The following is a 13,868-nucleotide window of genomic DNA, read 5'->3' on the forward strand; positions in this document are numbered from 1 at the left end:
TTGTAATATATTCTTGATCATTAATCATAACAAGCCACCTTTTCTAGTAAAATTGGTCTGCAAATCAATTTTATACTATAAATTGGTGGTTTTTTATTATTTTCAGAATATTTTTTTGTACAAATCTCAATTACCCTTTATATGGATATTAGGTGTCCGTAGGTCAGATTTCTTTAGTAAGTTTATCTATTTTATCTGAAAGATTTTTTACTAAATTTACTACTGAAGAAATACCTTTTGCTAACCTTTATTATGGTACTTGTTTAGCTCACTAATGGGTGTTTGACAAAGACAAATATGTATGTTAAAACTAAAATAAGAGGTATTGTTTTTTAATATGCATTGTATCTGCTTGTGTTAAATTTAATTGGGGATACAAGGCTTGATTGTTTACCTGACCGTAAGGTATATTTCCAGCGGAAAGGCGTGCATTTGGCATGGTTGATTTTTATTTTTGCTAATCTGCTCCCTTTCTGAATTATTTTCGGAAAGGGAGTTTTTATCTTTAATATAATTGAATGAAAATATACATTGCAAATATTAATAAAATTATTTTGTGGGGTGAGAGATATGTATAATGTAAAGTCAATGGATTCTAATGAATTTATCGAAGATGGAGAAGTTTTACAATCAATTAATGAAGCTAAAAAATTTGTTAAGGACAAGGATGAAATTGATAGAATTTTATCTAAAGCAAAAAAGTATAAGGGACTTACACACAGAGAAGCAGCTATTCTATTAGAAATTGATGATGAAGAAACTCTTGAAAAGATGTATAAGATTGCAAAAGAAGTGAAGGAAAAAATTTATGGAAGAAGGATTGTATTATTTGCACCTCTTTATTTATCAAGTTATTGTGTGAACAACTGTAAATATTGTGGATATAGGTGTGCAAATAAAATTGGCAGACATCAGCTTTCACAGGATGAACTAAGAGAAGAGATCAAGGCATTAGAAGCTATGGGACATAAAAGACTCCTTCTTGAAGCAGGTGAAGATGATAAAAAATGTCCAATTGAATATATATTAGAGTGTATAAAAACCATTTATAATGAAAAATTCGAAAATGGTGCTATTAGAAGGGTAAATGTAGATGTTGCTGCTACAACTGAAGAAAATTATAAAAAATTAAAAGACGCAGGAATAGGAACGTATATTTTATTTCAGGAAACATACCACAAGCCTACCTACCTTGATATGCATTCTGGGCCAAAACATAATTATGAATGGCATACAGAAGCAATGGATAGAGCAATGGGTGGCGGAGGCATTGATGATGTAGGAATAGGTCCGTTATATGGATTATATGATTATCATTATGAAACAGTAGCTCTTTTAATGCATGCTGAACATTTAGAATCAGTTCATGGTGTTGGTCCACACACAATTTCCTTTCCAAGGCTTTTACCGGCAGAAGGAGTAGATTACAGTAATTTTCCTCATCTAGTGAAGGATAAAGATTTCAAAAAGGTGGTTGCTACAATTCGTCTGGCAGTTCCTTATACGGGAATGATTCTTTCTACAAGGGAGAGTATTGAGTTTCGTAAGGAGCTCCTAGAGGTTGGTATTTCTCAGATGAGTGCAGGTTCTTGTGTAGGAGTGGGGGGATATGCCAAAAGAGAAACTATAGATGAAGATGGTATTGAAGAAAAACCTCAGTTTGATTTGGCGGATCATAGAAAACCTATTGATATCATTAAAGGCCTTGTAAAGGATGGGTATGTACCAAGCTATTGCACAGCCTGTTATCGTGTGGGCAGAACAGGAGATAGGTTTATGCCGCTTGCCAAGTCAGGTAACATAGGGAATTATTGTCTGCCAAATGCACTGTTAACCTTTGAGGAGTACTTGAAGGATTACGCAGATGATGAACTAAAAGATATGGGTAAAAAAATGATCGATAATGAAATTAAAAATGTTCCAAATGAAAGTCAGCGTGAAAAAGCTATGGATTACCTTAATCGTATTAGAAATGGTGAGAGAGATTTAAGATTTTAAAATAATTAAACATCTTTTCAATATTGTTAAACTAAAGACTGAGAAATTCTAAGGAGTATCTCAGTTTTCAGTTTTAAAATGCAGATATTAAATTTATAAAAATAAATCTCAATTATACTATTGAAATTATATAATTTTAATAGTATAATGTTGATTGTTCTGTTGAAGTATTTAGTTTTAAATTAAATACCTAATTTATTTTCATGAGTAAACTTTGTGGAGAGATGTCCGAGTGGTTGAAGGAGCACGCCTGGAAAGCGTGTGTAGGGGAAACTCTACCGGGGGTTCGAATCCCCCTCTCTCCGCCATTTTAACTTTGTCGTGCTAGATGGGGAGTTAGCGGTGCCCTGTAACCTGCAATCCGCTATAGCAGGGTTGAATTCCTAGCTTAGACTTTAAAATGTGAGGCCTGACCCATAAAAGTGGCGTTGAGAGCTTGGTCCCACGCAACAAGAACTCATGAACCCCGTCAGGTCCGGAAGGAAGCAGCGGTAAGTGAATATTTTTGTGTGCCGTGGATAAACCTGGTTTGAGTTAACTATATGGGTAACGCTTGTGTTTTATTAGACGAAGCAAGGTGCACGACTTTAATAATTTGCATTTAAAGATACCATGAGGTGTCTTTTTTATTATATAAAATTATATATTTTAAACCTATAAATATACATTAAGAAGGTGACGATATGTCTTATACTACTCTATATAGAGAATGGAGACCTAAAAATTTTTCAGATGTAGTGGGTCAGAACCATATAACTGTTACGTTAAAAAACCAAGTACTAAATAATAGAGTAGCTCATGCTTATTTATTTTCTGGAACTAGAGGTACGGGAAAAACTTCAATGGCAAAAATACTAGCAAAAGCTGTAAATTGTTTAGATATTCATAGTGGAGAGCCTTGTAATGAATGTGAAATGTGTAAAAAAATAAATCAAGGTATTTCAATGGATGTAATCGAGATGGATACAGCATCTAAAAGAAAGCTCGAAGATATAAAAGATGTAATAGAAAATGTAAAATATCCACCACAGGAGGGTAAGTATAAGGTATATATAATGGATGAAGTACATATGCTCACCCAGGAAGCTGTAAATGCATTCTTAAAAACTTTAGAAGAACCACCCTTAAATGTAATTTTCATACTTGCTACTACGGATCCGCAAAAACTTCCTGTAACTATACTTTCCAGATGTCAAAAATTTGATTTTAGAAGGATAAAAAGTTCGGAGATATTTAATAGGCTTAGGGCTATAGTTGACAAAGAGGGAATATTTGCAGATGATAAGAGTTTAAATTTAATATCTAGGATATGTGATGGAGCTATGAGGGATGCACTGAGTGTGCTGGATCAGGCCATATCTATGGGAAGTGGAAAAGTTGAATATAATAGTATTATTGAAATGCTTGGATTAGTTACAAATGAAAATTTATTTCGTCTTACAGATAGCATAATAGAAAAAAATGTAGAGTTGGCCATGAAAGTAATTGATGATATAGTTCTAAGCGGAAAGGATATATATAACTTTATTAAGGAAATGATAGTACATTTGAGAAATTTGTTAATGGTAAAGGTATCAAATAACCCGGAAGAGATTTTAGATGTATCAGAGGAAAATATGGAACTTTTAAAGGAACAGGCACAGAAAATACGTGTAGAGGAAATAATGAGACATATAAATATATTTCAGGATGCTACAGAGCAATCTAAATGGGTTAAGCAAAGTAGAATCTATCTAGAACTTGCAGTAATAAAAATGTGTAAGGTAGAATATGACACATCTAAGGAAATAATGCTTTCTAGATTAAATAGGTTGGAAGAAACTCTTAAGCATGAGAAAATTAAAGTTTTTCATGAAAAAGTACCTTCTAAAGAAGTGGTAAGAGCAAAAGAAATATCTAAAAAAGATAATATGATTAAAAGAGACAATTATAGTGATAATGAAGAAAAAAGTCTGGCTGATAAAAAAACAGAACCTGTAACAGAGGGGAATATGTATTCAAAGGTCACATTAGACATTGCAAAAAAAAGGTGGAAAGATATACTTGAATTATTTAAAAGTAGACACCATATGGTATTATTTGCAGCTCTTACTACAGGAAAAATAGTAAGTTGTGACAAGGGAATAATAAATATAGAGTATAATAAGAATTATGCATTTCATAAACAGAGATTGGAAAAGCAAGAAAATGTAAAGATAGTAGAACAGATATTTTCAGAAATATTAAAAGAAAAGGTTACAGTTAAATATTCTATAGAAAATGACATACAAGATACTGTTCCTTCAAGAGAACAGCTTTTAAAAGATACATTTGGAGAAGATATGGTAGAAATACTGGATGAATAACATATGTAAAACACAGATAGGATTTTATAAAAATATGATATAATTAAATGGATATTATAATTGAGGAGGAAATATGCTATGGCAAGAGGAGGATTCCCTAACTTTGGTGGCGGGGGAAATATGAATAATTTAATGAAACAGGCTCAAAAGTTTCAAAAACAAATGGAGGATATGCAATCGGAGCTTGAAAATAAAGAGTTTTCTGCTACTGCTGGTGGAGAAGCCATAACAGTAGTAGTAAATGGAAAGAAGCAAATAGTAAGCATAAAGATAAAACCGGAGGTTGTTGATCCAGAAGATATAGAAATGCTTGAAGATTTGGTGTTAACTGCATGTAATCAAGCATTAAAAAATGCAGAGGATCAAACTGCTTCTGAAATGAAGAAACTAACTGGTGGACTTAATATTCCAGGAATGTTTTAAATTTACAACCCCATCTTAAGAGATGGGGCTTTATAATTGAGGTGATTTTATGGATTTTTATCCTGTTGCTATTGAAAAATTAATAGAAGAGTTTGCAAAACTTCCGGGGATAGGACGCAAAACAGCCCAGAGACTTACATTACATATATTAAATTTATCTGCAGATGAGGTAAAAGAGTTTGCCAAAGCGTTAGTTAAAGCAAGAGGTACTATAAAGTACTGTTCTGTCTGTGGAAATTTTACAGATTCTGACCCTTGTGCTATATGTTCAAATCCTAATAGAGATAAAAGTATAATTTGTGTAATTGAAGATCCTAAGGACATAATGTCTATGGAGAGAATAAAAGAATATAATGGAGTTTATCATGTGTTACATGGCAATATATCACCTATGGCAGGAAGAGGACCTGAAGATATAAAACTTAAGGAACTTATAAGAAGAATAAATGGTGATGTGAATGAAGTTATAGTAGCTACTAATCCTAATGTAGAAGGAGAAGCCACAGCTATGTATATATCCAAGATATTAAAACACTTTGGAGTTAAAGTTACTAGAATAGCCCATGGGATTCCAGTAGGTGGAAATTTAGAATATGCAGATGAGGTTACATTATTGAAGGCATTGGAAGGTAGAACAGAAATATAAATAAAATTTGTATATTATGTATAACTTATGTTAACCATTAAGATAGTATACAAACTTTAGGAGGTTTTATGTTCTATGAATAAATATAGTGTAGTTCAGTATTTACTAAGAAAGGGTTCGAAGTATACACCAAAACAAAAAAAATTATTAAGGGATATAGAAATAGCCAGAGAAGAGTTAGAGAGATGTAGAATATATTTTGATACCGTAAAAGACCCTCATCTGGTGGATTATGCTATATATATGGAAGAAGCGGCAAAAGCAAGGTATATGTATTTATTAAATGAAATGAAAAAGAATAAAATAAAATTAAAATACAAAAATGTAGATACTAATAGAAAATTATCTTAAAAAAATTGTACTTATTTCTTTTGTATTAATATTTTTTTACTGTTAGAATATAAATTAAGTAGTATTATAGTTCAGGGAAGTTTATTAATAGTGGGTTGTATGGGAGGAATGAGTATTATGATTGAGTATATAGGGTATTTTTTAATTGCTATAGTAGGATTATATGTTATAGTAAAGGTATTTTCATGGCCTATAAAATTATTATTTAAGCTCATTATAAATGCAGTACTTGGTGTTGTGCTTTTAGTAATTGTAAATTTAATAGGAAGTTACTTTCAATTTAGTATAGGAATTAATGCCATTACTGCCCTTATTGCAGGATTTCTTGGTATACCAGGGGTAATATTTCTTATAATATTTAAATTATTTTTTTAAAAATTTTAATAAAAAAAACTTCATCCTTTTATTTTATAGATGAAGTTTTTTTTATTATAAAAACTTATTCATAAAAATATAACAAAAATAAATTGTATGTTGCATGTGAGAATCTGGTATGATCTAAATATGTAAATAAATTTAGTTTTACTGGAGTTGGTAGGTTGATATTTCATAAGAATATAGTAAAAGCTGAATTTATTAGAAGACCTAATAGATTTCAAGCTTATGTAAAATTGAATGGTTCAGACATAATGGTCCATGTACCCAATACAGGAAGATGCAAGGAAATACTTCTTCCAGGAACTATAATATTATTAAGAGAAGAAAACGGTATAAATAGGAAAACTAAATACGATTTGATAGCAGGATATAAAGGAAATAAACTGATAAATATAGATTCACAGATTCCAAATAAAGTTGTAGAAGAGGCATTAAAAAATAAGAAGATAAATTATTTCACCAAATATAATAAAATAGAGAGAGAAAAAACTTTTGGAAACAGCAGATTTGATTTTAAACTTTCTGGAGATGAAAATTCAAAATGTTATGTTGAGGTAAAAGGAGTTACTTTAGAAAAAGAAGGAGTGGCTATGTTTCCAGATGCACCTACAGAAAGAGGAAGAAAACACCTGTTAGAACTAATAGAAGTAAAAAAGTCAGGAATGGAAGCGGCGGTATTATTCTTAATTCAAATGAGAGATATTAAATATTTTAGACCTTATGATGAAATGGATAAAAAATTTGGAGAAGCTTTAAGACACGCAAAGGAAAATTATGTTAAAGTATTTGCCTATGGTTGTGATGTAGGGGAGAATTTTATAGTTTTAAAGGATGAAATAAAAGTACAGTTATAATAAATTATATAATAGATATTAAATTTATTTTTTAATTCTGTATATGTAGTTTATAATATTAGTATATTAATGTTTTAATATGACATATAAAAATTTTATTCAAATCAAAGGGGGTGCAGCTGCTTTTATAGCAGCATATTTATGAAATTTATATATTGTCCGATATGTGGAAGAAAATTAGAAGAAAAATACAGTTGGGACGAAGGGGGAGTGCCGTATTGTCCTGAGGACAAGATAATGTATTTTGATACTCCAAGACCCTGTGTAATGGTAGCGGTAATAAAGGGAAATTATATATTATTATTAAAACAAAGCTATATATTTAAAAATTGCAGAGTTTTATTATCGGGTTATGTTACAAATGGCGAAAATGTAGAACAAACTGTTCACAGAGAAGTATATGAAGAGGCTGGACTTAAGATAAAAGATTTAAAATATTTAGGAAGTGAATATGTAGTCAATAATAAGAAAGAATTATTAATGCTTACCTTTATGGCTAACTATGAAAGTGGGTATATAAAAAAATCTGATGAGGTGGAAGATGCCAATTGGATTCACATAAAGGATGCTTTAGATGAAATGAGAGATGACGAAATTGGTAAAAGAATAGTAAAAAAAGTTTTAAAAGAAATAGAATATACTGAACAATTTATAAAATAGTATTTTTTAATACTGCAATAGGCTAATAGTTTGAAGAACAAAAAGGGGGAGAAAATATGGCTAAATATATACCTGAGATAAAAGGTATCCCTATAAGACATATGATTAAGGTACCTGAGGTCATTAGAGAAGCAAGTGGCATAAGAATATTTGGTAAAAGATTAAAATCTTTTTTATTTACTACAGATGTAGCAGTTATAAAAAATAGCAATGCAGATGCGGTTATTGCAGTATATCCATTTACACCTCAGCCTCTTATAACTCAAGCGATTCTTTTATCTGCCGATATACCTGTATTTTGTGGCGTTGGTGGAAGAGCGGTGGCAGGCAGAAGAGTTACAAACTTAGCTTTAGATGCAGAATTTAAAGGGGCTATGGGAGTTGTTTTAAATAGCCCTACTCCAAATGAAGTTATAAGACAGGTAAGGGATACTATAGATATACCTATAATGGTAACAATAGTATCTGAGTATGAAAATGTAAAAGAAAGAGTGGAGGCTGGAGTTACTATAATAAACATATCAGGTGCTAAGGAAACTCCTAAAATAGTAAAAAAAATTAGAGGAGAATATCCTAGTTTCCCTATAATAGCTACAGGTGGTCCAGCAGAGGAAACTATAAAAGAAACTATTTTGGCAGGTGCTAATGCAATAGCATTTACTCCGCCTACATCAGCAGAGATCCTAAGCAAAATTATGGTTAAAAACAGACAGTTGTATGAAAAAGAAAATAATAAATAAAAATTTTTATCAGAAAAAGAATATAATTATATTTAGAGAGGGATAATTTCTTTTATATTTTGTAAATTTAATAAATGTAAAAGTTAAGGTTATTATGGCATGAGAGGTATTTTATATTATTTTAGTGGTACTGGAAATACTAAGTGGGTTGCAGATAGATTTAAACAAAATTTTGAGATTTATAATATAGATATAGATTTAATAGATATTCAATATGTAGAAGATAAAGAAGTTGGAAAATGTGATTTTATAATTATAGGATCACCATCCCATGTAGAATTTCCGCCTAAAATTGTAAGAGATTTTTTAAATAAGCTTGATTCTTTAAAGAAGAGTAAAAGAGCTATAATATATTGTACACAAGCATCCGAGTCTTCTTCTGCATGTTATTTTATAGCTAAATGTTTGAGGAAAAAGGGATATATTATTTCGGCACAGATTAGTGTGAAAATGCCAAATAACTGTTATTTTTTTATAGGTAAAAAACCAACGGAAAAGGAAATAAAGAATATATTAATTAAAGCTGACAAAAAAATAAAAAATGTAATAGAAAGTTTCATAAAAGATAAAAGTATTAAGGGAAATAATTTTTTTGTTAAATTTCAATTAGATAAAATAGCATATCATGTGTTTAAAAATATGGTTCCTAAATTATCTAAAAATATATATGCTACAAGAGAATGTAACAAGTGTGGATTATGTTTGAGAAATTGTCCTCAGGGGAATATAACATTTGAAGGAGGACGTGCGATTTTTCATAGCAAATGTATCCTGTGCCTTAGATGTATACATATATGTCCTATAAATGCTATAAGATATAAAGATAAAAAAATAGACCAAACCCAAAAAAATATAATAAAAGTATTAAATTTGAATAAATAAAATTTTGAATTTGGAGAATACTAAAATTATAATATTTTGGGGGAGTGAATAGAATGTTTTCATTACAAAATAAAATGATTATTGCAGAGAATTGTAAAGAATATAAATCTAAAACTTATACGGCAGATTTACAAACTAGTTATATCTCTAATGATTGTAGTAATTGTATAAATTTTTCTAATAACATATGTAAGAAAAATCTATTTAATAAAATCGGGAAGATGATAAATAATAATTAAAAATTATGGTTTATTTTTAAAATAAGCATTGACATATATCAAAATTCAACATATAATAGATAACAAATCTTAAAACTTAGTGAATTAAATATTATTCTATGAAAAGAATAGTAACATAAGTTTAGGTAAAAGAGAGTCAGCGGTTGGTGTAAGCTGGTACCCACACTTTTGTGAATCCGTCTTGGAGATTTACTGTGATGAGCAGTACGGAAAAACCGTTATTTTAATGAGAGGATTATATTTTTATATAATCAATAAGGGTGGTAACGCGAGCCAATCGTCCCTAAAATGGGATTGATTGGTTTTTTATATTAAAATTAAATATTATTCTATGAAGAGAATAGTAACAGAAGTTGAAATAAAAAGAGAGTCAGTGGTTGGTGTAAACTGATATTTATGCTTTTGTGAATCCGCCTTGGAGGATTATTATGATGAATAATACGGAGAACCGTTATCTGAATTGAGAGAATTATACATAAAGAGTATAATTAATAAGGGTGGCAACGCGAGTCAATCGTCCCTAAAGGGATGATTGGCTCTCTTTTATTTTTATACTTATATTAATTTAAAGTGTTCATTTAAGTGATTACGTAAATTTTGGAGGTACAAGTATGCATAAAAAATTATTTATTCCAGGACCTGTAGAGGTAAAAGAAGATGTGTTAAAAAAAATGTCCGAACCCATGATAGGACATAGAACTAAAGAAGCTTCAGCATTGCAAAAGAGAATTAGTGATAAATTAAGAATTTTATTTAATACAAAAGAAGAGATATTATTGTCTACAAGTTCAGGAAGTGGACTTATGGAAGGTGCTGTGAGGACCTGTACAGCAAAGAGGGCGGCAGTTTTTTCAATAGGAGCCTTCGGAAAAAGATGGTATGAGATGGCTAAAAATAATAATGTGCCAGCGGATTTATATGAAGTGGAATGGGGAAAAGCTTTAAATGTAGAAGAGATTGATAAAGCATTAAATTCTAATAAGTATGATGTGATTTGTATAACTCATAATGAAACTTCAACTGGAGTGATGAATCCTGTAGAGGAAATATCAGAAGTTGTAAAGAAATATCCAGAGGTTGTGTGGTGTTTAGATACAGTTAGTTCTATGGGAGGTACTAAAATAGAAGTAGATAAACTCGGAGTAGATGTATGTTTGACATCCAGTCAAAAAGCCCTAGGACTTCCTCCAGGAATAGCAGCTTGTTCCTTTTCTAAAAAAGCAGTGGAAAGAGCAAAAAAAGTGGAGTTTAGGGGATATTATTTAGATTTGCTTTCACTTTATGATTACATACAGAAAAAAAATTATCAGTATCCTTCAACACCTTCTATTTCACATATGTTTGCTATGGATTATCAGTTAGATAAAATACTAGCAGAGGGATTGGAAAATAGGTATAAGAGGCATTTGGAAATGGCTGAATATGTTAGAAACTGGGGCAGGGAGTATTTTAAATTGTTTGCTGATGAAAGATACCTTTCAAATACTCTTACTAATATTGAAAATGTTAGAAATATTAGTGTAGCGGACTTGAATAGGGAATTAGGTGAAAAAGGATTTCAAATCTCTAATGGTTATGGGAAATTAAAAGAAAAGACATTTAGAATAGCTCATATGGCTGATTGTAATATTTCAGACATAAAGGAACTTTTAGAAAATATAAATTATATATTAAAATTATAGATTTTGGGAGGTTTTAATAATGGTAAAAATATTAGTTAGTGATGGAATGGATAAAGAAGCATTAAATAAACTTGTGGAAGATGGTTATGAAGTTATAGATAAACACTTTGATGAAGAGGAATTAAAAAATAGAATAAAAGAATTTGACGTCATAGTGATAAGATCTGCTACTAAAATAAGGAAACCACTTATAGATGCAGCTAAAAATGGAAATTTAAAGCTTATAATAAGAGGGGGAGTAGGAGTAGATAACATTGATGTAGATTATGCACTTCAAAATGGAATAGCAGTTAAAAATACTCCAAATGCCAGTGCTGCTTCAGTGGCAGAGTTAACACTTGCTCATATGTTTGCTATATCAAGATATGTAAATATTTCTAACGTAACTATGAGGAATAATGAATGGCATAAAAGTCAATATAAAGGAGTAGAATTATATGGCAAAACCTTGGGAATTATAGGATTTGGAAGAATTGCAAAAGAAGTTGCAAAAAGGGCAAGTGCATTAGGTATGAAGATAATATATACAGATAAACTTGGAATGGCAAAGGGATATAATAATTATGAATTTTGTGAATTTAAGGATGTACTAAAGAGAGCGGACTATGTGACATTCCATATTCCATTTAGTAAAGGTCAAAAAGCTTTAATAGGAGAAAAAGAATTTGATATTATGAAAGATGGTGTATATATAATAAATTGTGCAAGAGGCGGAATAATAGATGAGAAGGCTTTAATAAATGCACTGGATTCTGGTAAAGTTGCAGGTGCTGGAATAGATGTATTTGAAAATGAGCCTAGTCCTTGTGAGGAGCTTTTAAATAATGATAGAGTATCAGCTACACCTCATATAGGAGCATCAACTTGTGAAGCTCAAAAAAGAATAGGTATGGAAATAGTGAATATAGTAGAACAATATTATCATGATAAAAATTTAATTAATGTATGTTAATATACTATAAAGGGAGAGTAAAATGGTAACTTTAAAGGCATTTAAAGCATTAAGACCTAGAAAGAATATAGTTGAAAAGGTAGCTGAGCTTCCCTATGATGTTATGAGTAGCAAGGAAGCAAAAGAAATAGCAAAAGATAATGAGTACTCCTTTTTGCATGTGGATAAAGCAGAAATTGATTTAGATGAAAATATAGATCTATATGATAGAAAAGTATATGTAAAAGCTAATGAAAATTTACAAAACATGATAGATAATAAAATATTAATACAAGATGAAAAAGAAAATTTATATATTTATAGATTGATTATGAATGGAAAAAGTCAAATTGGCATAGTGGCATGTACATCTATAGATGACTACATTAACAATAAAATAAAAAAGCATGAATATACGAGAAAAGATAAGGAACAAGATAGAATAAATCACGTAGATTTTTGTGATGCAAATACTGGCCCTATATTTTTGACGTACAAATATAATGAGAAGATTAATACTCTAGTGAGTAAATGGGTACAGAAGGAACCAATTTATGATTTTATAGCAGAGGACGGAGTTAAAAATACTGTGTGGGTTGTGGATGATGACAAAACTATAAATAATATTTGTGATTTATTTAAAGAGGTGGATAGCTTATATATAGCAGATGGTCATCATAGAGCAGCATCAGCAGTGAAGGTGGGACTTAAAAGAAGAAAAGAAAATATAAATTATTCAGGAGATGAGGAATTTAACTTTTTTCTATCAGTAATTTTTCCACACTCCCACTTAAATATCATAGATTACAACAGAATTGTCAAGGATTTAAATGGACTTTCTAGTGAAGAATATATTAGTAAAGTTTCAAAAAAGTTTGATATAAATATATGTAAAGGACAAGAACCCTATAAACCTCTTTCTAAGTATAATTACGGAATGTATTTGAATGGCAAGTGGTATAGGTTGATAGCTAAAGAAGGGACATATGACCCATTTGACCCTGTTGAAGGATTAGATGTATCTATTCTTCAAAATAATTTATTGGATCCTATCTTAGGAATAAAAGATCCTCGTTCAGATAGTAGGATTGATTTTGTAGGTGGAATAAGGGGACTTAAGGAATTAGAAAGTAGAATAAATGAGAAAAATACAGGGGTTGCATTTTCTATGTATCCTACTACATTAGAAGATTTAATGAATATTGCAGATGCTGGAAGAGTGATGCCTCCTAAGTCTACTTGGTTTGAGCCAAAACTTAGAAGTGGCTTGTTTGTTCATAAATTAAAATAGTTATTATAAGCAAGTGAATTATTATGTTTAATATATATGAAAAGATATATAATTTTATTTGAAGATAAATTTATATATCTTTTAGTGTTTTTTGCAGTATTATATTTAAGTAATTATTAGTTTAAGGTGAAGTGTGATAATTATACCGTTCAGATGAAGATTTGGATAGTGGGATTATAATAAACATGTCCTTGCGTATCTTTATATAAAATATGTAGATATAGGTAGAATATATAAGGAATTATGAGATAAACTTATAATTTTACCATAAGAATAAATTTTAATATGTAAAGCTGTGATATAATAACTTTCGTTGTGTTCATGGTACCTGAAAGCAAGTAAATTCAACGAATTTATTTAGTATAAAAAATACTAAAAAAGTGTTGACAAAGGTAAAATGAGATGATATACTATAAAAGCTGTCTGGGAAAATAGGCAGTAGAGAAAT

At 30.1% G+C, this 13,868-nt stretch carries 14 protein-coding genes, 1 tRNA gene, 1 other RNA gene and 2 other annotated features; all 16 genes read left to right on the forward strand.

All coding sequences use genetic code 11. The features are described 5' to 3' along the window. Positions 1-570 precede the first annotated feature (570 nt). Positions 571-1,998: a [FeFe] hydrogenase H-cluster radical SAM maturase HydG gene (gene hydG, locus V7Q02_RS14585; protein WP_333861810.1), complete on the forward strand. Its 1,428-nt coding sequence runs from the start codon at positions 571-573 to the stop codon at positions 1,996-1,998. A 218-nt stretch (positions 1,999-2,216) separates the two neighbouring features. Beyond that, a tRNA-Ser gene (locus V7Q02_RS14590) sits at positions 2,217-2,306 on the forward strand. 11 nt (positions 2,307-2,317) lie between these two features. Then, positions 2,318-2,583, forward strand: an RNA gene (ffs, locus tag V7Q02_RS14595) — signal recognition particle sRNA large type. A 98-nt stretch (positions 2,584-2,681) separates the two neighbouring features. Beyond that, entirely contained in the window at positions 2,682-4,343 is a 1,662-nt protein-coding gene (gene dnaX / locus V7Q02_RS14600) for a DNA polymerase III subunit gamma/tau (protein ID WP_333861812.1), read from the forward strand. Positions 4,344-4,421: 78 nt separating this feature from the next. After that, positions 4,422-4,766, forward strand: coding sequence for a YbaB/EbfC family nucleoid-associated protein (locus tag V7Q02_RS14605; protein WP_073540941.1), 345 nt, complete (start codon positions 4,422-4,424; stop codon positions 4,764-4,766). Positions 4,767-4,815: 49 nt separating this feature from the next. After that, a complete protein-coding gene (recR, locus tag V7Q02_RS14610) occupies positions 4,816-5,412 on the forward strand; it encodes a recombination mediator RecR (protein WP_333861814.1) in 597 nt (198 codons plus the stop codon). 75 nt (positions 5,413-5,487) lie between these two features. Next, positions 5,488-5,763, forward strand: a complete 276-nt coding sequence (locus V7Q02_RS14615; protein WP_333861816.1) for a DUF2508 family protein — start codon at positions 5,488-5,490, stop codon at positions 5,761-5,763. Positions 5,764-5,880: 117 nt separating this feature from the next. After that, on the forward strand, positions 5,881-6,138 hold the full coding sequence (locus V7Q02_RS14620) for a pro-sigmaK processing inhibitor BofA family protein (protein ID WP_333861817.1): 258 nt from the start codon (positions 5,881-5,883) through the stop codon (positions 6,136-6,138). Positions 6,139-6,302: 164 nt separating this feature from the next. Next, entirely contained in the window at positions 6,303-6,995 is a 693-nt protein-coding gene (gene sfsA, locus V7Q02_RS14625) for a DNA/RNA nuclease SfsA (protein WP_333861819.1), read from the forward strand. Between the two features lie 141 nt (positions 6,996-7,136). Further along, positions 7,137-7,655 (forward strand): NAD(+) diphosphatase, encoded by a 519-nt coding sequence (locus tag V7Q02_RS14630; RefSeq protein WP_333861821.1) that lies wholly within the window; start codon positions 7,137-7,139, stop codon positions 7,653-7,655. A 56-nt stretch (positions 7,656-7,711) separates the two neighbouring features. After that, positions 7,712-8,395, forward strand: a complete 684-nt coding sequence (locus tag V7Q02_RS14635; protein WP_333861822.1) for a hydrolase — start codon at positions 7,712-7,714, stop codon at positions 8,393-8,395. Positions 8,396-8,494: 99 nt separating this feature from the next. After that, positions 8,495-9,277 carry an EFR1 family ferrodoxin gene (locus V7Q02_RS14640; RefSeq protein WP_333861823.1) on the forward strand — a complete coding sequence of 261 codons (783 nt, stop codon included), beginning with the start codon at positions 8,495-8,497 and terminating at the stop codon, positions 9,275-9,277. A 53-nt stretch (positions 9,278-9,330) separates the two neighbouring features. Next, positions 9,331-9,516, forward strand: a complete 186-nt coding sequence (locus tag V7Q02_RS14645) for a hypothetical protein (protein WP_333861825.1) — start codon at positions 9,331-9,333, stop codon at positions 9,514-9,516. An 89-nt stretch (positions 9,517-9,605) separates the two neighbouring features. Further along, positions 9,606-9,804 (forward strand) — a binding site (T-box leader). 34 nt (positions 9,805-9,838) lie between these two features. Continuing rightward, positions 9,839-10,041: a binding site (T-box leader), on the forward strand. 86 nt (positions 10,042-10,127) lie between these two features. Further along, the gene (locus tag V7Q02_RS14650) at positions 10,128-11,198 is read left to right on the forward strand and encodes a pyridoxal-phosphate-dependent aminotransferase family protein (RefSeq protein WP_333861827.1); all 1,071 of its coding nucleotides are present in this window, start codon (positions 10,128-10,130) and stop codon (positions 11,196-11,198) included. Positions 11,199-11,217: 19 nt separating this feature from the next. Next, positions 11,218-12,150 (forward strand): D-2-hydroxyacid dehydrogenase, encoded by a 933-nt coding sequence (locus V7Q02_RS14655; protein WP_333861828.1) that lies wholly within the window; start codon positions 11,218-11,220, stop codon positions 12,148-12,150. Positions 12,151-12,172: 22 nt separating this feature from the next. Continuing rightward, a complete protein-coding gene (locus V7Q02_RS14660) occupies positions 12,173-13,420 on the forward strand; it encodes a DUF1015 domain-containing protein (RefSeq protein WP_333861830.1) in 1,248 nt (415 codons plus the stop codon). Positions 13,421-13,868 lie beyond the last annotated feature (448 nt).

The organism is Clostridium sp. (assembly GCF_036781005.1).
Taxonomy (GTDB): domain Bacteria; phylum Bacillota; class Clostridia; order Clostridiales; family Clostridiaceae; genus Clostridium_B.